The organism is Chryseobacterium hagamense (genome assembly GCF_007991455.1).
Lineage (GTDB): Bacteria > Bacteroidota > Bacteroidia > Flavobacteriales > Weeksellaceae > Chryseobacterium > Chryseobacterium hagamense.
Window position 1 is genome coordinate 1 of record NZ_BJYJ01000018.1, and the last position, 19237, is coordinate 19237.

At 43.0% G+C, this 19237-nt stretch carries 22 protein-coding genes and 1 tRNA gene; 10 read left to right on the forward strand and 13 right to left on the reverse strand.

Annotated elements, in window-relative coordinates; translation table 11 throughout:
• Window positions 1–126: 126 nt before the first annotated feature.
• The 4 genes from CHA01nite_RS14185 to folB all read right to left on the reverse strand — a co-directional run bounded on the left by CHA01nite_RS14185 (window position 127) and on the right by folB (window position 2560).
• Window positions 127–197 (reverse strand) — tRNA-Cys (locus tag CHA01nite_RS14185).
• 56 nt (window positions 198–253) lie between these two features.
• Window positions 254–763, reverse strand: coding sequence for an RDD family protein (locus CHA01nite_RS14190; RefSeq protein WP_146942479.1), 510 nt, complete (start codon window positions 761–763; stop codon window positions 254–256).
• A 27-nt stretch (window positions 764–790) separates the two neighbouring features.
• Complete coding sequence (locus CHA01nite_RS14195) at window positions 791–2155, reverse strand: DUF4403 family protein (RefSeq protein WP_146942482.1); 1365 nt, start codon at window positions 2153–2155, stop codon at window positions 791–793.
• A 36-nt stretch (window positions 2156–2191) separates the two neighbouring features.
• A complete protein-coding gene (gene folB, locus CHA01nite_RS14200) occupies window positions 2192–2560 on the reverse strand; it encodes a dihydroneopterin aldolase (RefSeq protein WP_146942484.1) in 369 nt (122 codons plus the stop codon).
• Window positions 2561–2620: 60 nt separating this feature from the next.
• On the opposite strand from folB, the gene CHA01nite_RS14205 reads away from it, so the two are divergent.
• Genes CHA01nite_RS14205 through CHA01nite_RS14225 form a run of 5 tightly spaced genes read left to right on the forward strand, consistent with a single transcriptional unit; the run spans window position 2621 to window position 3674 of the window.
• Window positions 2621–2806: a bacteriocin-like protein gene (locus CHA01nite_RS14205; protein WP_146942486.1), complete on the forward strand. Its 186-nt coding sequence runs from the start codon at window positions 2621–2623 to the stop codon at window positions 2804–2806.
• 34 nt (window positions 2807–2840) lie between these two features.
• Window positions 2841–3047: a bacteriocin-like protein gene (locus CHA01nite_RS14210; protein WP_146942488.1), complete on the forward strand. Its 207-nt coding sequence runs from the start codon at window positions 2841–2843 to the stop codon at window positions 3045–3047.
• A gap of 38 nt (window positions 3048–3085) precedes the next feature.
• Window positions 3086–3277, forward strand: coding sequence for a bacteriocin-like protein (locus CHA01nite_RS14215; protein WP_146942490.1), 192 nt, complete (start codon window positions 3086–3088; stop codon window positions 3275–3277).
• Between the two features lie 18 nt (window positions 3278–3295).
• Window positions 3296–3481, forward strand: a complete 186-nt coding sequence (locus tag CHA01nite_RS14220) for a bacteriocin-like protein (protein WP_146942492.1) — start codon at window positions 3296–3298, stop codon at window positions 3479–3481.
• Window positions 3482–3494: 13 nt separating this feature from the next.
• A complete protein-coding gene (locus tag CHA01nite_RS14225) occupies window positions 3495–3674 on the forward strand; it encodes a hypothetical protein (protein ID WP_146942494.1) in 180 nt (59 codons plus the stop codon).
• A gap of 40 nt (window positions 3675–3714) precedes the next feature.
• Here the strand turns inward: CHA01nite_RS14225 and nadA are convergent, their stop codons facing one another.
• The 3 genes from nadA to CHA01nite_RS14240 all read right to left on the reverse strand — a co-directional run bounded on the left by nadA (window position 3715) and on the right by CHA01nite_RS14240 (window position 6301).
• Window positions 3715–4734: a quinolinate synthase NadA gene (nadA, locus tag CHA01nite_RS14230; RefSeq protein WP_146942496.1), complete on the reverse strand. Its 1020-nt coding sequence runs from the start codon at window positions 4732–4734 to the stop codon at window positions 3715–3717.
• Between the two features lie 50 nt (window positions 4735–4784).
• Window positions 4785–5351 (reverse strand): guanylate kinase, encoded by a 567-nt coding sequence (gene gmk / locus CHA01nite_RS14235; protein ID WP_146942498.1) that lies wholly within the window; start codon window positions 5349–5351, stop codon window positions 4785–4787.
• Window positions 5352–5443: 92 nt separating this feature from the next.
• The gene (locus CHA01nite_RS14240) at window positions 5444–6301 is read right to left on the reverse strand and encodes a YicC/YloC family endoribonuclease (RefSeq protein WP_146942500.1); all 858 of its coding nucleotides are present in this window, start codon (window positions 6299–6301) and stop codon (window positions 5444–5446) included.
• Between the two features lie 543 nt (window positions 6302–6844).
• Here CHA01nite_RS14240 and miaA point away from each other — a divergent pair.
• The 3 genes from miaA to CHA01nite_RS14250 all read left to right on the forward strand — a co-directional run bounded on the left by miaA (window position 6845) and on the right by CHA01nite_RS14250 (window position 8683).
• Complete coding sequence (miaA, locus tag CHA01nite_RS14245) at window positions 6845–7768, forward strand: tRNA (adenosine(37)-N6)-dimethylallyltransferase MiaA (protein ID WP_146942502.1); 924 nt, start codon at window positions 6845–6847, stop codon at window positions 7766–7768.
• A 99-nt stretch (window positions 7769–7867) separates the two neighbouring features.
• On the forward strand, window positions 7868–8038 hold the full coding sequence (locus CHA01nite_RS20530; RefSeq protein ID WP_170234739.1) for a hypothetical protein: 171 nt from the start codon (window positions 7868–7870) through the stop codon (window positions 8036–8038).
• A gap of 9 nt (window positions 8039–8047) precedes the next feature.
• Complete coding sequence (locus CHA01nite_RS14250) at window positions 8048–8683, forward strand: hypothetical protein (protein WP_228458422.1); 636 nt, start codon at window positions 8048–8050, stop codon at window positions 8681–8683.
• 54 nt (window positions 8684–8737) lie between these two features.
• Here CHA01nite_RS14250 and CHA01nite_RS14255 read toward each other — a convergent pair whose 3' ends face one another.
• The 4 genes from CHA01nite_RS14255 to CHA01nite_RS14270 all read right to left on the reverse strand — a co-directional run bounded on the left by CHA01nite_RS14255 (window position 8738) and on the right by CHA01nite_RS14270 (window position 15906).
• Window positions 8738–10150 (reverse strand): efflux transporter outer membrane subunit, encoded by a 1413-nt coding sequence (locus CHA01nite_RS14255; protein WP_146942504.1) that lies wholly within the window; start codon window positions 10148–10150, stop codon window positions 8738–8740.
• Between the two features lie 178 nt (window positions 10151–10328).
• Window positions 10329–13511 carry an efflux RND transporter permease subunit gene (locus CHA01nite_RS14260; RefSeq protein ID WP_146942506.1) on the reverse strand — a complete coding sequence of 1061 codons (3183 nt, stop codon included), beginning with the start codon at window positions 13509–13511 and terminating at the stop codon, window positions 10329–10331.
• Window positions 13512–13846: 335 nt separating this feature from the next.
• Window positions 13847–15007, reverse strand: a complete 1161-nt coding sequence (locus CHA01nite_RS14265) for an efflux RND transporter periplasmic adaptor subunit (RefSeq protein ID WP_146942508.1) — start codon at window positions 15005–15007, stop codon at window positions 13847–13849.
• A gap of 302 nt (window positions 15008–15309) precedes the next feature.
• Entirely contained in the window at window positions 15310–15906 is a 597-nt protein-coding gene (locus CHA01nite_RS14270) for a TetR/AcrR family transcriptional regulator (RefSeq protein WP_146942510.1), read from the reverse strand.
• 299 nt (window positions 15907–16205) lie between these two features.
• Between CHA01nite_RS14270 and CHA01nite_RS14275 the strand changes: the two genes are divergently transcribed.
• A complete protein-coding gene (locus CHA01nite_RS14275; RefSeq protein WP_146942512.1) occupies window positions 16206–16760 on the forward strand; it encodes a thioredoxin family protein in 555 nt (184 codons plus the stop codon).
• Between the two features lie 133 nt (window positions 16761–16893).
• Here the strand turns inward: CHA01nite_RS14275 and CHA01nite_RS14280 are convergent, their stop codons facing one another.
• Window positions 16894–17532, reverse strand: a complete 639-nt coding sequence (locus CHA01nite_RS14280) for an MBL fold metallo-hydrolase (RefSeq protein ID WP_146942514.1) — start codon at window positions 17530–17532, stop codon at window positions 16894–16896.
• A 129-nt stretch (window positions 17533–17661) separates the two neighbouring features.
• Between CHA01nite_RS14280 and CHA01nite_RS14285 the strand changes: the two genes are divergently transcribed.
• Entirely contained in the window at window positions 17662–18873 is a 1212-nt protein-coding gene (locus tag CHA01nite_RS14285; protein ID WP_146942516.1) for a type IX secretion system plug protein, read from the forward strand.
• 112 nt (window positions 18874–18985) lie between these two features.
• Here CHA01nite_RS14285 and CHA01nite_RS14290 read toward each other — a convergent pair whose 3' ends face one another.
• The gene (locus CHA01nite_RS14290; RefSeq protein ID WP_146942518.1) at window positions 18986–19237 is read right to left on the reverse strand and encodes a hypothetical protein; all 252 of its coding nucleotides are present in this window, start codon (window positions 19235–19237) and stop codon (window positions 18986–18988) included.

Genomic DNA, 19237 nt, shown 5'->3' on the forward strand with positions numbered 1-19237 from the left:
TCCTTTAAAACTTACTGAAATTAAAGTTTTAGAATTGATTCCTTTTTGCATATGATCCTGAATGCATTCAATTTTAATCGGATTTATTCAAAAAGAAAACCTCCGGTCAAAGACCGGAGGTTTCAGAGGTACCTAGCGGATTCGAACCGCTGTAGATGGTGTTGCAGACCACTGCCTAGCCGCTCGGCCAAAGTACCATTTACCATTTTTGAGGTGTGCAAATATACTAAAATTTCGTTTTCAACAAAAGTTTTTAAGCAAATTCTTTTGTGCCGATGTTTTCAATATCGCTTTTGGCCTGTCTTTCAGCCTCATAATTTTTAATGTGAATAACGCGGGTATCACTCCAGCTGTCATGCCATCCGTTTTCACCCAGGAACGAAAGACCGTCGAAAGGGATAAGCCGATAGAGGTTGCGCAAAAAATAATCCTGAAGTGTGGGAGCCTGACCGTCGGTCATCACGACTTTGGTTCCTGTAATGTATTTTCCTACTGTTCTGCCGCCGGTAAGATATTCCATCAGGAAGCAGTAAAGAAAATAGACAAAAGCCGTAAGAATAATATCTGCTAATCTTCCTATTTCACCAAGCCGGTCTACAAATTCCGAAAAATAATAGATCCCCAGAATTTCATCCGTAACTACGGCAATAATGCCTATCATGGCGAAGAAAATATTAATAATAATCTTATCAATAAAATAGTTGGCAAATCTCTGCCACTTCGTAGCTTTATTATACTCTACGATCTTAAGAATTTTTCTCATGGTTATTTATATTTGTTTTTAATGAGTTCATATTCCGCTTAGAACAAGCTTTAAGGATGCACTCGTATCAATAACGGCGGTAATGCCGTAAGGATTCATCAGAATTTGTCCCGGTTTAAGGTTGAACACTGTTCCCCTCATCTTCAGTCCTTTGTAATAGTCCTTATTAAAAGCGTCTTCAATACTCTTTTTGGAGCTGTTTTCCAGTTCCTGGGTCGGAATTCCGTATTCGTTCTCAATCATCTTTACGATCCGGCTCCGGAAAAGCAAGGTGGCTGTTTTCTGTAAAATATTGGCAGTTCTGAGGTTGAATTTCGTATCCGACAGTACGATTTTCTTTTTAGACTCATCATAAATAGGGATTCCCGAAATAAAAGCTTTCCCGTTTACATAACCTTCCGTGTCCGCTTCGATCATAACCCTGTTGTCTACGCCATATACTTTAATGTCTTTAATTTTTACGGCGGACCCTCGGATCTCGTATTCTTTGTTTAAAAACAGATTCCGGGCGATCTCCGTTGCTTCCGTAAAAGGAATATTGGCTGTGGTCTGAAGCAGGAAACGATCGGATGCAGAAGGAACAAAGCTGAAGCTTGCAGCGGTTTTTACAGGCTGGGAAGAAGCCGGCTGATTTCCGGTGAAAGTTTCCGAATACACATCAATTCCCAGATTGGTATTGAGTTGATTGCCATAAAATTTCAGTGGAGTCATTTTCACGCTGATCGGGGTTACTTTCAGCCAGGTTTTATATTCCTCCGAAATGTTGAACGGATTGGAAAATACATTCCAGGCTATTACCGCATATTGCTGGAAATTGAGCTGGGCGGCCAATTGCTGATCAATGGTCTTGCTGAACTTCTGCTGTTGTTCGATCAGGCTCTTTTCTACCAATCCGGTAATCGGGACCCGAATTCTGCCGAATTCAAGGACAGGCTTCACCATCCATCTGAAACCGTTAGGTTCAGTAGCGGTCTTTACTGTCCAGTTGTTCTGGACGTGAAGGGTAGTGCTGAAAGACATTACCGTCTCAAAGGTGGTATTCTGGTAGGTATAAACGCCTAATGTCCCGATGCCTTTTTCTGCCCAGATTTTCAAAGGCACTTCAATCAGGATATTCTGCTCTGTACCTCCTACCAGCCGGATCGGCCTCGTTTTCCAGACTTTTACCTTAAACTGGTCATTGTTGTTATCCGTATAGGAATCGTCCTGGTAAATAAGGTCTTTTACCGAAGCGTTGATCAGATTGCTGATTTCCGAAAGCGGGATGGTAACCGGCATCGTGATGCTCGACTTCACTTTCGGAAAATTGTAACCGGGAATCTGATTCTCAGGGATGCTCTGTGCAGAAGCATTGACAAAGACCATGAGAAATAATACTTTAATGATTTTCAAAAGAATTTGATTTAAATAAATGAGAAGGCGGCCAGATTAATTTTCAGGTTTAAAACTCCTTTCCAGTTCAATACTTGCCCCCTGCATTTCGCCTTTCATAGGAGGAGCGGTTTTGGTAATCTTTAATCTGATGTAATCGATCTGCGGAAAGGCCGTGTGCAGGCTGAAAATGATCCTTCCGGCCACATGTTCCAGCAATTTGGATTTAACCTCCATTTCTTTATGAATGATATCATTGATGGCCGCATAGCTGATGGTGTCGTCCAGATCATCGGATGCTGCTGCTTTCCATAAATCCGTATGGAGCTCTGCATTAAGAATATAATAGGTGCCGATGAGGTTTTCTTCCGGCAAAACCCCGTGGTAAGCGTAAATTTTCACATTTTCGAGAAATATTTTACTCATAGCTTTGTTGTATATAACAAAAGTAATATATTTAAATGTCAAACAAAAAATTAAATTATTATGAAAAACCTAAAGAAACTGAACAGAAAAAGTTTAAAAGCCATTGCCGGCGGGGCGGGAGATGAATGTAATATCGACCTCGATTGCGGACCAAAAGGCTGTGCATGGTGTACTGAAGTGCGTGGACGTAAACTATGTCTGCGTTCAGTCGACTATCCTTTCTGCCTTGATCCGAATCCTGAATAAATCCTGAATATATAAACCGAAACATTAATAAATTATGAAAAATCTTAAAAAACTAAACAGAAAAGAGCTTTATCAGATCAACGGAGCGGCCAATTGTGCCGGGTGCCCGACAGGAGGATACGAGCCGGGCGGAACATCCAACGGTTTCGACCATTCCTGCGAAGATTATCATGTGCTTCCAGGCCGTTGCAAAAGCTGTGTTTTCGTAAGCGTAGACTGTGTCAACTCCAATCCTCAGTAGCCGTTAACTTTTAATTATTAACCTTAAAAACAAACTCAATGAAAAACCTGAAAAAATTGGACAGGCAGAATTTAAAATCAATTACCGGAGGGATTGAAGACAATTGCGTCGTAGACCTGGATTGCGGTCCACTGGGATGTGCGGTATGTACCGATCTGAAAGGGCACAGGGTGTGTCTTTACTTTTATAATCCTGCAAATCCAGGCAGCTGTCCGGATATTAATCCGTAATTAAACTTTGATCATCACATGAAAAATTTAAAAAGAATCAACAGAGAAACCTTAAAGGCAATTCATGGAGGCGCTACGTGTAACTACGTTTGTCCTCCCGGACCCTACGGACCCGGATTTCCGAAATCCTGTGCAGATTATGATGCGCTTCCGGCGTGCTGTAAATCTAAAGTATTGTTAAGCTACGAATGTTCTCTGGATTAATAAAACTGATGTTATGAAAAAACTATCCAGGTCAAAATTAAAATCAATCAAAGGTTCCTTGAGTTGTGCAGGCTGCCCTGTGAATAACAACTACGGAACAGGACCCGAATATTCCAATACGTGCGCCCAATATTTTGCACTGTCTCAGAACTGCCAGAGATGTGTGGATGTAAGTGCGGATTGTATTGAATAATAAATAAAAAGAGCACTGCTTTAAGCAGTGCCTTTTATATTTATTTAATGCTTTTGGAAAGCTCAAGCATCGCTTCAATCGGCTTTAATGCTTTTAATCTCAAATCTTCATCCATCAGGATTTCCGGAAGCTCATATTTCATGCACAGATACAGCTTTTCCATCGTATTCCGTTTCATATAGAAACATTCGGAACAATTGCAGCTTTCATCGAAAACCAATGCCGGAATCAGTTCCTTGTGAGGGGCACGTTTTTTCATTTCATGAAGAATGCCTTCTTCCGTGGCAATGATGAATTTCTGGCAGTCGTCCTGTTCTACAAAGTTCAGCAGGGCAGAAGTGGAACCGATGAAATGCGCCAGTTTTAATACGGCTTCTTCGCTTTCCGGATGGGCAATCAGTTTGGCATCCGGATTATCAGCAAGCTGTTTGGCAATTCTCTCCATGGAAAAAGCTTCATGAACTATGCAGCTGCCATCCCACAGGATCATATCACGGCCTGTTTTCTGCGAAAGGTATCTCCCCAGGTTCTTATCCGGTGCGAAAATAATCGGCCGGTCTTTCGGCAGGGCTTCGATAACGGTTTCCGCATTGGAGCTGGTCACAATGATGTCGCTTTCTGCCTTTGTCTCCGCATTACAGTTGATGTAAGTCGCCACGAGTGCGTTGGAATGCTGTTCGCGCATTTTCCGCAGGCCTTCTCCTGAACAGCCGTCTGCCAAAGAACATCCTGCCATGGTATCGGGAAGGACTACTTTTTTGGTCGGATTTAAAATTTTTGCCGCTTCGGCCATGAAATGTACCCCACAGAATACGATCATATCAGCATCGGTATCCTTTGCCTGTCTTGCCAGCTGAAGGGAATCTCCAAGGAAATCGGCAATATCCTGGATTTCTCCGGGTTGGTAATAATGCGCTAAAATCACTGCATTTTTTTCTTCTTTCAGCTTAAGAATTGCTTTTACAAGCTCCTCGCCTTCAGGGATAACAAGATCTTTGATATCTAAAAATCCCCTTACCGGAATTGCAGATTTGGCTTTTTCTAATGTTTCGGTACTCATATCCACCTTAATGTTTTGGTTTATCGGAAATCATAAGTCAAAAATTAAACCTAGCTTCCGATGAAATGTTGTATTAAACTTTCTATTTCTTTTTTTGCTTCGTTCAGATCGGAATTGATCACGATTTTATCAAATTCCCTTGCATAAGACATTTCTTCTTCTGCCTTGGCAACACGGATCCGGATGGTTTCTGTATCATCGGTTCCTCTGGAAATCAATCGCCGTTCCAGTTCTTCAATGGATGGCGGCTCTATAAAAATCGATAAAGCCTGTTCTCCGAAGTATTTTTTCAGGGAAATCCCGCCTTTCACATCCACGTCAAAGATGACTACTTTTCCCTGGCTCCAGATTTTTTCCACTTCGGATTTCAGGGTTCCGTAATATTTATCGGTATATACCTCTTCAAACTCCACGAATGCCTCTTCCGAAATTTTCTGCCTGAATTCATCAGGGGTTAAAAAATGGTAATCCACCGCATGCACTTCACTGCCTCTCGGCTGCCTCGTAGTACAGGAAATCGAGAACTGCAGTTCACCGAATATATCCAGCGCATGCTTTACCAATGTTGTTTTTCCGCTTCCCGACGGTGCGGAAAATATGATTACTTTAGTGTTCAAAGTTTTTAGTTTAAAAAGTTAAGTCCGTCATGTAGAGATCATTTGTTTTTCAAAGCCTGTTAACCTTGAGTTCTAAACATTGAACTTTGAATTTAAAGAACGTTCAACGTCTGTTCTTTAATCTTTTCCAGATCATCTTTCATCATCACCACCAGTTTCTGAATGGCTGCATGGTTGGCTTTTGAACCTAGTGTATTGATCTCACGGCCGATTTCCTGGGAGATGAAGCCAAGCTTCTTCCCGTTGAAATCTTCATGGTCCATCACTTCCTTATAATATTTCAGGTGCTGCGAAAGCCTTACCTTCTCTTCCGAAATATCCAGCTTCTCTGTGAAATAAGCCATTTCCTGGTAGAAACGGGTTTCGTCCACATTTTCAAATTCCTTCAGTGATTTCTGGTAACGTTCTTTTACGGCAACAATCCGTTCTTCCTCAAAAGGAACCACTTCGGCAAGGTTTTTCTCAATATTCTTAAGGTTTCTTTCCAGCTCTTCATGCAGGATATTGCCTTCCGTTTTTCTGAACTCTTCGAAGCGGTCAACTGCTGCATGGACGATTTTCGCCAGGGCTTCCCATTCGCCTTCAGACAGTTCATCAGGTCTTGAGGTGATCGCATCCGGGAACCGTACCGCCATTTTCAGGTACTCGAAATCCGGTCCGTCAGAGGCCACACTTTTAAGTTCGCTGATATAGGAATCAATAAGGCTTTTGTTGATTTTCACATCGGTAGACTCTTCCAGGTTCTCCAGGTTGAGGTAGCAGTCTACTTTCCCACGGATAATCCGGTCGTTGAGAATCTTCCGGATCTCGAATTCCTTCTCTTTGTACCGGAGCGGGATCTTGATATTCAAATCGAAGCTTTTACTGTTCAGCGATTTGATATCGATCGTGATCTTTTTCCCTTCAAAAACACCTTCGGCCCTACCAAAGCCGGTCATTGATAAAATCATAGTTTTTTATTGTAGTACAAAGATAAACATTTTAAGTCCATCCTTTACAAATGAAATTCAGCGGACTGTTTTATTCTATATTTACTTTTAACCATAAAATAATTAACGTGAATTCGGTCATATCAATATCATATTCAGGTACTTAATTAATTAAAATAAAACCAAGGCTGATGCAATTAGGATTATGAACAGAATTCCTCTGAGTAAAATGAGTAAACGATTCATGCTTCTGACAGGATTTTATCCTACCCAGTAATAAGCCATCCCTTTGAGACTCTGAAAACAATATAAATCAGACCTTGGTTTAAGGCTGTTTATTGAGGATCAGATAAGAATTTCCTCTGATAGAATGCCAAAATGTTTTAGTTTGATTATGAAGACCTTCATGATATTTTTGACAGGAGAGACTTCCTGCATCCCGCATCCCTCTTCCAGCCTCTTAACTCCGTTCTTCTTCGGGTTTACGTTAATTAAGGAGAATCTTTTTGTCGAATGCTATTTTTTGATAAAATTTAAATAATCCCATTTTCGTAAATTTGCCCTGTGAAAAGTAAAAATTTAATTTCTGTGGTCGGACCTACCGGAATCGGGAAAACGAGGCTGGCCATTGATCTGGCGAAACATTTCAGTACGGAGATTGTTTCCTGCGATTCAAGGCAGTTTTTTAAAGAAATGAAAATCGGAACGGCCTCCCCTTCATCCAAAGAACTGGCGGAAGCTCCGCATCATTTTATCGGGAACCTTTCGGTGCAGGATTATTACTCCATCGGGCAGTATGAAGAAGATGCTCTCAAAAAGCTTAACGGACTTTTTGAAGATTACGATACCGTAATTCTGGTCGGGGGAAGCATGATGTATGAAAAAGCAGTGATCGAAGGCCTGAACGACCTGCCGGAAGCGGATGAAGGCAACCAAAAGAAATTACAGGCTATTTTGGAGAAGGAAGGCATTGAAAAACTTCAGGAACTGTTGAAGGAACTCGACCCGGAATATTTTGCCGTCGTTGATTTTCACAACCACCGAAGGCTGCTGCGTGCCCTTGATGTCATCTGGCAGACCAATAAAAAGTATTCTGAGCAGATTGCCGTATCCCAGGATTCCCGGGATTTTAAAACCCTCCGCGTCGGAATCGAAGCACCGAGGGAAGAATTGTATGACCGGATCAACAGAAGGGTAGACCTGATGATGGAAAACGGATTGCTGGAGGAAGCCACAAGACTTGAACAATTCAGGCACCTGACGGCTTTGAACACCGTAGGCTATTCAGAATTATTCAAATATTTCGATGGCGAATGGGACCTGGATTTTGCCGTTTCCGAAATCAAGAAAAACAGCCGCCGCTATGCCAAGCGCCAGCTGACCTGGTACCGGAAAGCGGATGATATTCATTATCTGCCGTTGGGGTATTCGCAGGAGGATTTTAATAGGCTATTGAATTACCTTAATGATAAGCTGACGTTTAAATAATTGGTAATCTACGTCATTAGATGTTAGCATTGTTGTTTTATATCGAAAAAATATGTTATTTTGTTTATTAAGAATATTACTTAACTAAAAATAAAAACAATGGAAAATGATCAGATTAAATTATTAAAAGCTTTGGCTAAAAATATTAAAACAGAGAAGAAAGATAGAGTAAAAGTAATAAAATCTTTACAGTCTGCCGGGATACTTACCAAAAATGAAAATTTCACTGCGGCTTACAGCAATTTGGGAAGAGTCGTAATTAATAAATAAAGATTTCGGATGATCTACAGTAGCCGGCCAAATTTAATGATAGGGTTTCATGGGTGCGATGAATCTGTCAGAAATGAGTTGATTAACAATCCCAATAAAATTAGAAAAAGCCAGGAGAAATTCGATTGGCTTGGCCATGGCTTTTATATTTGGGAAAATAATTATGAGAGAGCTTTAAAATGGTCAGAAGACAAATTTAAACGCGGAACGATTATCAAACCATCAGTTGTTGGTGTTGTATACCAACTGGATTATTGTCTGGATTTCACAGATTCTAAATTTATTGATATTTTAAGCGTATATCATCAGTTATTAAAAGATGATTTGGAAGTTGCAGGAAAAACACTTCCCAAAAACAAAGATGTGGCTAGAGATGCACGTAAAGATTTGCTTTTGAGAGAGCTGGATTGCGCGGTTATCGAATATTTGCATCAAAAAATAGAAGACGGTATAAAAGATGATGAGAAGATAAAAGGATTCAGTAAAATAAAAAGATTCGATACCACAAGGGGCATTTTTACAGAGGGTGGTCCCGCTTATGAAGGAGCAGGGATTCAGACCAAAAATCATATCCAGATCTGCATCAGAAATTTGAATTGTATCAAAGGATTTTTTATCCCACGTGATGAAATTAAATTTCCTTAAACAAAAAATGCAGCCCCGAAAGGCCGCATTCAAAAACAAATATAATTTAATGTACTACTTCCAGCCGCCGCCCAAGGCACGGTACAGGTCTACAATACTGCTGAGCCTTTGTCTTTTGACGGACGCCAGATTCAGCTCGGCCTGTAAGGAATTACCCTGGGCGGTTATTACTTCTAAATAATTGGCCATTCCGCCTTTGTACAGCATTTCGGCACTTTTGATTCCGTTTTTAAGGGTGGTTACCTGCTCGGAAGCTTTCTGTTCCTGGACTTTTAAGCTTTCATTGGAAACCAGGGCGTCCGAAACTTCACCCACGGCATTCAAAACAGACTGCCGGAAAGCCAGTACGTTTTTCTCCCGTTGGATTTTAGCCACATTCAGATCCGTTTTCAGTTGTCTTTTCTGGAAAACCGGCTGGGTAAGGCCTCCTAAAACGGAACCGAACAACGATGCCGGAATCTGGAACCAATTGTCGATCTTAAATGAATTCACCCCGCCGTTGGCTGTAATCCGTAAGGCAGGATACATATTGGCCTGGGCAATACCCACCAAAGCGTTCGATTCCAGCAAGACCAGCTCCTGCTGCCTTACATCCGGCCGGCGGCTTACCATGGCTGCCGGAAGTCCTGCCGAAATATTCTGTGGCAAAGAGGTTTCGGACATTTCAATCGTCCGGCTGATTTTCCCGGGATTTTCACCCACCAGAATGCTCAGTGCGTTTTCCTGAATGGCCATATTCTGCTCGAGTTGGGTGATCAGAAGCTCGGTAGACTGTTTCTGGGCGGTGGCCTGCTGTACGCCTAAAGAAGTCGTGTCGCCGCTCTGCCACATCTTTTCCGTGATGGAAAGGGTATTGGTGCTCAATTCCAGGTTCGACTTCGCAATCTGCAATTGTCTGTCCAGCATCAGCAGGTTGTAGTAGCCCTGGGCAATGGCTGCTACCACCTGGGTCTGGATGGCTTTTGTCGCTTCATAGGTCTGCAGGTACTGCATTCTCGAAACTTCCTGCTGGTTTTTGATTTTCCCCCAGATATCCGCTTCCCAGGATAAATTGAAGGCGGCGTTGTAATCCTCCACATGGCTTTGGCCTAAAAACAAATTTAAGCTCTGCCCGTTCATGCTGTTTTTCGACGGCTTTGAAATCTGTGCGGAAACGCCGAAGCCGATATCAGGATACTGAAGGTATTTCGCCTGTTTCAGTCTTTCCTGTGAAGCGGCCACCTGCTTCAGGGCAATCTGCAGGTCATAATTGTTTTTAATCCCTTTTTCAATTAAACCCTGTAAAACCGGATCGCTGAAAAACTGTTTCCATTCCAGATCCGCCACACTGGCAGTATCAGCAGTGGCGGTGTAGGCAAATGTTTCCGGCAGCTCAGGTTTCGGTTCCTGGTAAGCCAGCTTCGACACACAGGAAACCGAACCTAAGGCTACTGCAAAAGTGATGATGATATTTTTTATTTTTTTCATAGTTTCTAAAATTTTATTGATAACAGAACTTTGAGGAATTTTTATTGAAGATGAACAATGGAATACTTGATCTCCAAATTCCCACAGGTATCACGGATTTCCCGGATAATAGGGTTTATTCGTGAAAATATTTGTGTGATTTGTGGTTGAAATCCCCAAAGCTTGTTATCCATTTTGATTAATGCGCCGGTGTTAAAAGCTCCGCTTCAAGTTTTTGTTTCCGGAGTCTTTTCTTTTTCCGGCTTGGCATTTTTTCATGCAGATACTGGAAAATCACGAACATTACCGGAATGATGAATATTCCGAATACAACCCCCGTCAGCATTCCTCCCACGGTACTGAAACCGATGGAATGATTTCCTTTTGCGGAAGCACCCTGGGTGAAGACAAGCGGCAGCATCCCGACAATAAAGGCAAAGGAAGTCATTAAGATCGGGCGCAGACGTAGTCTTGAAGCCTGAAGCGCAGATTCCAGCAGGGTCCTTCCTGCATTTCGCCGCTGTACGGCGAACTCCACAATCAGGATCGCATTCTTGGCCAGTAATCCGACCAGCATGATGAGGCCGACCTGAACATAAATGTTGTTATCGATTCCGGCCAGTCCCGTGAAAGCGAATACTCCGAAAATCCCTGTCGGAATCGTGAGGATCACCGCAAACGGAAGAATGTAGCTCTCATACTGTGCAGCCAGCAGGAAGTACACAAACAGGATACTCAGCATAAAGATGAAGGCGGTCTGCCCGCTGGTTTTAATTTCTTCCCGCGTAATTCCGGTCCATTCGTAACCGTAGCCTCTCGGCAGCGACTTCTGCGCAACTTCTTCCACGGCTTTGATGGCATCTCCGGTGCTGTAACCCGGCTTCGGGGTCCCGTTGATGGTAACGGCATTGAACAGGTTGTTTCTGGTTACCGTTTCAGGCCCGAAAGCTCTTTTTAAAGTCACCAGGGTTTTTACGGGCACCATTTCACCCGATTTGTTTTTCACAAAAATGCCTTCCAGGGAATTGGCATCGGTACGGTAGGGGATATCGGCCTGTGCCATTACCCGGTAATATTTTCCGAACCGGTTGAAATCCGATACGAAACTGCTTCCGTAATAGATCTGCATCGTCTGCATCAGTTCGGTAATGGAAACACCTAACTGATTGGCTTTATCATTATCCACCTCAATCGTGAACTGAGGATTTCCGGCAGCATATGTTGTGAACGCGAACGCAATTTCCGGACGTTTCATCAGCTCACCGATAAAAGCCTGCGTGGTTGTTCCCAGCTGTTCCAGGGAACCGTTGGTTTTATCCTGAAGCATAAACTCAAAGCCGGAAACATTTCCGAATCCCTGAACGGTAGGGAAGTTGAAGAAGAAGGCATTCGCATCTTTTACCTGGGATACTTTCCCCGTCAGTCCCGCTGCAATCTCATCCGGATCGGTCACGGCACCGCGCTGGTCATGGTCTTTTAATTTGATAAACCCGGCAGAATACGGGGATGCATTCGCATTGCTGATGAAGTTCAGACCGTCGGAAACCCAAAGGTGGTTCTTGGCTTTTTCACCGTTGATGATTTTATCGATCTGCTCGGTGGCCCGGTGGGTTCTGTCCAGCGAACTGCCCGGAGGGGTATTTACCGCATACAGGATGAAGCCCTGGTCCTCGGTAGGAATAAATCCGGATGGTGCTTTTTTAATTAAGAAAACACTGGCGGCAATGAGAAGGGCCAATCCACCGACGGCAACCCATTTGTTTTTAATTAAAAATTTAAGGCTGTAAATGTATTTTTTGGTCAGGTTATTAAAGCTTGTATTAAAAGCATTAAAGAACCTTGCCCCGAAACCTGTTTTTTTGCCATGCTCGCCGTGTCCTCCCTGGGGATCGTTGAGAAGCAGCGCACATAAAGCCGGACTCAGCGTCAAAGCATTGACCGCTGAAATCAGGATGGCAATGGCAAGGGTAAAGGCAAACTGCCTGTAGAAAACACCTGCCGGACCCTGCATAAAACCTACCGGAATAAATACGGCGCACATTACCAGGGTAATGGAAATGATGGCTCCGGAGATTTCACTCATCGAATTCATGGTGGCCTGTTCCACCGGCATGCCCGTGTGTTCCATTTTGGAGTGGACGGCTTCCACCACCACGATCGCATCATCCACCACAATACCGATGGCAAGGACCAGAGCGAACAGCGTGAGCATATTGATGCTGAATCCGAATAAATTCAGGAAAAAGAAAGTACCGATGATGGCCACCGGAACCGCTATCGCCGGAATTAAAGTCGACCTGAAATCCTGAAGGAAAATGTAGACCACGATAAACACCAGGATAAAGGCAATCACCAGGGTTTCCACCACCTGATGAATGGAAGCATCCAGGAAGTCCTTGGAATTGTACATGATAATCGGCTCCACACCCTGTGGAAGCGTAGTTTTCAGCTGATCGACCTGTTTTTCGATTTCCGTTAAAATTTCGTTGGCGTTGGAACCGGCGGTCTGCATGATAGCAAATCCGGCTACCGGTTTTCCATCCACCCGGTTGGCGGCAGTATAGGTATACGATCCGAATTCTACCCGGGCCACATCCTTCAGTCTCAGGAAAGAACCGTCGCTGTTGGCTTTGATGGCAATGTTTTCATAATCTTCGTTCTTGTTCAGTTTTCCTTTGTACTTAAGGATATATTCATAGGTTTCTTTGCTTCCCTGTCCTAGACGTCCGGGGGCAGCTTCCAGATTATGGTCTTTTACCGCATTCAGGACTTCCTGAGGAGAGAGGTTGTTGGCCGCCAGCCGGTCCGGTTTCAGCCAGAGCCGCATGGAATAATCCCTTGTTCCGAACACCTGGGCCTGGGCAACGCCCGGAATCCGCTGGATCTGCGGGATGATGTTTATTTTTAAATAGTTCTGAAGGAACAACTCATCGTATTCCTTGGGATTATTACTCGTTAATCCCATAAACATGATCATGCTGTTCTGTACCTTCTGGGTGGAGATCCCGGCCTGTACGACTTCCTGGGGAAGCTGGCTCATTGCTTTGGACACCCGGTTCTGAACATTCACGGCGGCATTGTCCGGATCGGAGCCCTGCTTGAAGAATACGCTTAAGGTCATTGTACCGTCATTGCTGGAATTGGAGGTCATATACGTCATGTTCTCCACACCGTTCACGGCTTCCTCAATCGGCGTAGCGACCGAGCGGGCCACGACTTCCGCATTGGCACCCGGGTAGAAAGCGGTGACCTGTACACTTGGCGGTGCGATATCCGGAAAGAGGGCGATCGGTAAATTAAAGAGCGACAGGGCGCCCAGTAACAAAAGGATGATGGAAATGACCGTTGAAAGTACCGGCCTTTCTATAAATTGTTTTAACATAAGAAGTTTATTTTTTAATGGAGCTTTTGTTTTTACAACAAAAGGCACAAAATATTTCGTCGGGTTTAGAGATGAATCGCTACTGTTTTAAAAGCTTTTGTAGTTATATTTCTCCCACTGATTTCACGGATTTACACAGATAATAGCGCTTAAATAATGCAGTTCATATCTTTTCAAGATGACAAACTGAGAATGTAGAGCAGGCATAACCTCATGAAAATATTTGATTTTTATTCTTCTGTGTTCTAAAGATATACGCAATATTATAAACTTAAAACCTCATGTAACCCATGTGTTTAAAAGCTTTGTGACTTTTGTGGTTAAAAAGTAAAAGTTTATAAAGGCCTTGCTCTGAGAAGGCTGTCGGAAGAAATGGCTTTCGGCTTGATGGAAACCCCGTCTTTCAGGGTGCCCAATCCCGTGTATACAATCTTATCCCCGGCAGCAAGTCCTTCGGAAATAAAGTAATAGCTGTCGGTCTTCCCTGAAATTTTCACAGGCTTTCCCGTTACTTTATTGTCTTTTCCGAGAACGTATACGTAGGTTTTATCCTGAATCTCATAAGTAGATTCCTGAGGGATTACCAGCGTTTTATCGAATAGCTGAGGCATACGGACCCTTCCCGTGTTTCCGGTCCTCAGGATTCCTGCGGTATTCGGGAAGACGGCACGGACGCTGATAGCTCCGGTGGTTTTGTCGAATTGCCCGTCAACAATGCTCATCTTTCCTTTTTCAGCGTAAATGCTGTTGTCGGCGATCACCAGTTCCACCATCGGCATATTTTTCAGCTTTTCATTTAAAGTAGCTCCCGGATATTTTTTCTGGAACGCAATGAAATCCAGTTCGCTTAAAGAAAAGTAGGCATAGATCTCGCTGATGTCTGATAACAGAGTCAATGGGCTTGGATCGGTTCTTGAAATCAGGCTTCCTTTTTTATGGGGAATCCTACCGATATATCCGCTTACCGGCGCGGTAATGGTGGTGAATCCGACATTGATTTTGGCACTTCCTACCGATGCTCTTGCCTGTGAAGCAGCAGCTACCGCAGCGGTGTAGTTAGCCTTAGCCGTTCTCAGCTGGACATCCGAAACGACCTTTGCAGCAACCAGAGGTTCCAGCCGGTCAACTTCTACTTTCGCTTTCTGGATATTGGCATTGGCGGCCTGCAGATTAGCGCTTGCCATATTCATCTGCTCGCCATAACTTCTGGAATCGATTTTAAACAGGGATTGTCCGGCTCTTACATAAGCCCCTTCTTCCACATAGATTTTATCCAGGTAGCCGTCAACCTGTGACCGGATTTCCACGTTGTTTTTTCCTTCAAGGGCCGTTGGGAATTCCTGGTAAACTGTAGCAGGGGAGGTGATGACGGAATAGACGGGAAGTTCAGGAGCAGGCAGAGCAGCATTAGAGCTTTCTGCTGCCTGGGTACAATTCTGAAGTAAGATGATGCTGGAGATCAGGACGATAATCCTCGTTTTTCCAAATATTTTCATGTTGAGTTTAAATTTTTAATGTAGGGTTAGATTTTAATGCAATTTTTTAATTTGAACCTGTTATATTTGCTAACACTGTTAACATACAAGGCAAAAATAGACAGGAAGATTACGGATTTCAGTCAGCTGTTTTCATGATGGAAATTTTTAAAGATTAAATAGTATGAAAATAGAATATGGTGTGTTATGTTTTCTAACGGTGTTAATCATAAGGTAAAAAATAATCTTATTCTTCAGATTATATTTAAAAGATACGTGGTGTTAATATTCCTAACGGTGTTAATTTTCAGTTCAAAAAAAATTTAGACAGATTTAATAAAAGCCGAGACCGTTTCGTCTAAAGTGGTTTTATTCATCGTGGAAGGGATATCGTCATTACGCATCATCATGATGGAAATCAACCCGTGTACTGCTGAAAAAAGAGCGTGCGATGAATGGCAGGCATTATCAGGATTTGAACCTTTTTTCTTGATGATTTCCAGTGTTCCTTCATAAAGCATATCCTGAAATGAAGAAAACTCCTGTTTCATCATTCCTTTTCCGCTGCACTGCATTCCCAGTCCGAACATCAGCTGGTAATATTCCTTGTTTCTGAAAGCGAACTGCCAGTAAGCATCCACAATCGCCTTCAGTTTGTCTTCAGGTGTATCATGGGCCTGCTGTGCTTTCAGAAGCTCAATGTGCAAACAGTGAAAACCGTTCAGTGAAATTTCATAAAGAATAGCTTCCTTGTTTTCAAAATGATCATATACTACCGGCGCACTGTATTCGATGGCATCGGCGATTTTCCTCATGGAAAGTGAAGCCCACCCTTCGGTTTTAGCCAGGGAAAATGCCGCGTCCAGAATACTGGTGCGGATATTTTCTTTCTCTCTCTGACGGCGTTCATGTAAACCCATGATTTTTTTATTTATCTAACAGTGTTAGCAAAACTACAAACTTTTGAATATAAGTTCCAAATAAAATGTAAAGTTTAACTTTTATGCAGATTGTAAACAGGCTGGAAGCCGGGAGAATGGGTGACGGAAGTTTTGTCAGATCTTTCGTTTTTAATAAAGGTCAAGTAAAAACTTACGGTCATATTTAATTTGAACCGGGTTCTATTCAATTATCCTTCACCCATCTTCCCGCATCCGGCTTCCATCTTCCTGCCTATATAATCAAAGAAATCTCTATCTTTGTGCTTAAATAAAAAGTTATGAATACGCCTTCAAATATGATTGAACTGGGGACCAAAGCTCCTTTTTTTGAGCTGCCGAACCCGTCTAAAAGCAATGAGATTCAGTCATTGGATGATCTGAAAGGAGAAAAAGGGACTTTGGTGATTTTTATGTGCAACCATTGTCCGTTTGTTCTGCATGTTATCGATAAGCTGAATGAGCTGTACGAAGATTATAACGAAAGAGGAATCGAGTTTATCGCCATCAATGCGAATGATGTAGAAAAGTATCCTGCCGATGCTCCGGAAAAAATGATTGAATTCCAGATCGAAAGAAACTTCGATTTTCCTTACCTTTATGATGAAAGCCAGGCCATTGCGAAAGCATACGATGCAGCCTGCACGCCGGATTTCTTTTTCTTCGATGAGAAGCTGGATCTGATTTATAGAGGGCAGATGGATGATTCGAGACCCGGAAACCATAAGGAAGTAACCGGTGAGGACCTGATTATCGCTTTTGAAAATCTTTTGCTGGGTGAGCCGCAGGAGGATATCCAGAAGCCAAGCATGGGCTGTAATATCAAATGGAAATAATTGTCTGGATCTTTATAATCCTGCGATTTTAAATATGAAAAGCTGTTCTTTGATTTGAACAGCTTTTTCTAATTTTAAATTGAGATGATCCGTTTACATACAGGAAATGCCGGCAATCACAATAAAATCCGGATTACTTAAAAAACGGATTGTTTTCCTTCTCAAGACCAATCGTCGTAGGGTTTCCGTGGCCCGATAAAACCTGCGTGTCGCCGTCGAGAATAAACAGTTTTGTTTTTATACCGTCGGTCAGCTGTTCGTAGTTTCCTTTGTAAAGATCGGTTCTGCCGATGCTGCCTTCAAACAGGACGTCGCCGGAGATCATGAATTTCCGGTTTTCACTGTGGTAAACCACACTTCCCGGAGAATGCCCCGGAACATGGTAAATTTTAAATTTCTCACCATCAAAATCCAGTTCGTCCCCTTCGCTTATGTAATCAATTTCTACGTCAATATGCTCGAGTTGCATCCCGAATCTCATCCCGCTGATCTGAAACATATCCAGCACTTCCTTATCTTCCTGATGCATGGTTACAGGGACCTGATATGTGTCGTAAGCCCATTGCAGCCCGAGGACATGATCGATGTGGGCATGCGTCAAAAGGATTTTCTCGACGGCCAGTTCTTTTTCCCGGATGAAATTTTCAAGAGATTTTGTTTCCTGCTCATTCCGGTTTCCCGGATCGAAGAGCCACGCTTTTTTATTTTCATTATAAAGAACATAGGTGTTTTCGCTTGCAAAATTGAATACGAAACCTTGGATCTGAAGCATACGCTGAATATTTTTAATAGGAACAAAGGTAAGCACAAAAGTCCGGATGGGAAATTTTAATAAACTTTTAATGAATAAAGACCTCCTGCTTTTACCGTTTAAAAATGATTTTTATTTATCTTCGTCATAATGAAAACATTGCGACTTTTTTTACTTTCGTTAAGCGGGTTGGTCTTCGGGCAGAACATCCAGAGCATTCAGCTGTTTAATCCTCAGACCAATGATGAAACGCCGGTCATTAATTTCGGCCAGCAGCTGGTACTGAGCTTTGATGATCTTACCAATGCAAGTGAAATTTACCGCTATACGATCAAGCATTATAACCGCAACTGGGAAGATGACAATCTGTTTTTTACGGAAATAGCAACCGGAAGCATGAACGGCCTGCTGGATAAATTCCAGTATTCCTTCAACACCCTGCAGGCTTATACCCATTATACCCTGACATTTCCGAATGACAAAATCCAGCCGAAAATCTCCGGAAATTTCGAATTGATTGTCTATAAAGATTCTGCAGAGAAGCCGCTGTTTACTAAAAGGTTTTATCTTGTGGAGAACGGAGCTACCCTGGCTGTAGGTGTCTCCCGTTTTGCTGATGCGCGGAACCCGGAAGCCCAGCAGCGGGTAGAAGTAAAAGCTGTCCCGGCAGGCGGGGATTTATCGTCCAATGTCAATTCTATGACGCTGAAAGTGATGCAGAACAACAACCCGAATATAACGGTAAATAATCTGAGGCCAAGCACTACCCTTGGAAACCAACTGCTTTTCCAGCAGATGTCGCTGGTATTCCCGGGAAATAACGAATTCTACTATTTCGACAATAAAAACATGAATATGGCGGCTGATATGGTCCGTGCTGCCGAGCAGATCGACGGGGTAAACCAGACCTACCTTCATCCGGTCTGGGCATTTCCGCTGAATTACCAGTATCAGCCGGACGTAAACGGAGCCTGGTATTACCGTAGGAACGATCTGGGCCGTGAAAGGGATGCTTCCAGGGAAGCCGATTATTCATGGGTGCATTTCTCCCTGGATTCCGAGCCGGTGGATAAAGAAATTTATGTGCTGGGCGGCTTTAATAATTTTCTGCCGACCAAAGAAAACCGGATGCAGTATGACGAGGCCACCAAGAAATATGTTGCCCGGATTTATCTGAAACAGGGATTTTATAACTATATTTTAGCGACTAAAAATCCAGGCGGAACCCTGAACTTCGGGGAAGTCAACGGAAATTTCTGGCAGACGGAAAACCTTTACCAGGCCTTTTTGTATTATGCACCGTTCGGCAGGAATTACGACGGGCTGATGGGCTATGGGGAATTCAGAACCCCGGTTAGATAATGTAAACCTCATAGATTCAAAAACGTATGAGGTTTAGTTCACGGCATCCTACCAATAAAAAACCTCACAGGAAAATTCCTGCGAGGTCCAATATAATAATAGTAGAACCGATTTAAATTTTAAAGACTGCTGTAATCAGCAGGGTTTCTCCATCCTCAAAAACGTAATGGATGTTTACCGGGAATTCCTGCATGGGCATTACCGAAATTTCACTGCCTTTTGCCTGATCATGTTGAAGAATCCCGTCAATAGATTCTTTCAGGTTTTCCAGGAACTGGTTTCCCCTTTTTTCCTCTTCCGCATTAAAAACCCTCATCAGCAGCCTGATGTCGTTCTTGGCAATGGAAGAGAGCAGTACGTTCAT

Bases quoted from the DNA above. Each gene is read 5' to 3' on its own strand.
- CHA01nite_RS14190 (WP_146942479.1), bottom strand. From the start codon at position 763: ATGAGAAAAATTCTTAAGATCGTAGAGTATAATAAAGCTACGAAGTGG.
- folB (WP_146942484.1), bottom strand. From the start codon at position 2,560: ATGAGTAAAATATTTCTCGAAAATGTGAAAATTTACGCTTACCACGGG.
- CHA01nite_RS14205 (WP_146942486.1), top strand. From the start codon at position 2,621: ATGAAAAACCTAAAGAAACTGAACAGAAAAAGTTTAAAAGCCATTGCC.
- CHA01nite_RS14210 (WP_146942488.1), top strand. From the start codon at position 2,841: ATGAAAAATCTTAAAAAACTAAACAGAAAAGAGCTTTATCAGATCAAC.
- CHA01nite_RS14215 (WP_146942490.1), top strand. From the start codon at position 3,086: ATGAAAAACCTGAAAAAATTGGACAGGCAGAATTTAAAATCAATTACC.
- CHA01nite_RS14220 (WP_146942492.1), top strand. From the start codon at position 3,296: ATGAAAAATTTAAAAAGAATCAACAGAGAAACCTTAAAGGCAATTCAT.
- CHA01nite_RS14225 (WP_146942494.1), top strand. From the start codon at position 3,495: ATGAAAAAACTATCCAGGTCAAAATTAAAATCAATCAAAGGTTCCTTG.
- nadA (WP_146942496.1), bottom strand. From the start codon at position 4,734: ATGAGTACCGAAACATTAGAAAAAGCCAAATCTGCAATTCCGGTAAGG.
- CHA01nite_RS14240 (WP_146942500.1), bottom strand. From the start codon at position 6,301: ATGATTTTATCAATGACCGGCTTTGGTAGGGCCGAAGGTGTTTTTGAA.
- CHA01nite_RS20530 (WP_170234739.1), top strand. From the start codon at position 7,868: ATGGAAAATGATCAGATTAAATTATTAAAAGCTTTGGCTAAAAATATT.
- CHA01nite_RS14250 (WP_228458422.1), top strand. From the start codon at position 8,048: ATGATCTACAGTAGCCGGCCAAATTTAATGATAGGGTTTCATGGGTGC.
- CHA01nite_RS14255 (WP_146942504.1), bottom strand. From the start codon at position 10,150: ATGAAAAAAATAAAAAATATCATCATCACTTTTGCAGTAGCCTTAGGT.
- CHA01nite_RS14260 (WP_146942506.1), bottom strand. From the start codon at position 13,511: ATGTTAAAACAATTTATAGAAAGGCCGGTACTTTCAACGGTCATTTCC.
- CHA01nite_RS14265 (WP_146942508.1), bottom strand. From the start codon at position 15,007: ATGAAAATATTTGGAAAAACGAGGATTATCGTCCTGATCTCCAGCATC.
- CHA01nite_RS14270 (WP_146942510.1), bottom strand. From the start codon at position 15,906: ATGGGTTTACATGAACGCCGTCAGAGAGAGAAAGAAAATATCCGCACC.
- CHA01nite_RS14275 (WP_146942512.1), top strand. From the start codon at position 16,206: ATGAATACGCCTTCAAATATGATTGAACTGGGGACCAAAGCTCCTTTT.
- CHA01nite_RS14280 (WP_146942514.1), bottom strand. From the start codon at position 17,532: ATGCTTCAGATCCAAGGTTTCGTATTCAATTTTGCAAGCGAAAACACC.
- CHA01nite_RS14285 (WP_146942516.1), top strand. From the start codon at position 17,662: ATGAAAACATTGCGACTTTTTTTACTTTCGTTAAGCGGGTTGGTCTTC.
- CHA01nite_RS14290 (WP_146942518.1), bottom strand. From the start codon at position 19,237: ATGAACGTACTGCTCTCTTCCATTGCCAAGAACGACATCAGGCTGCTG.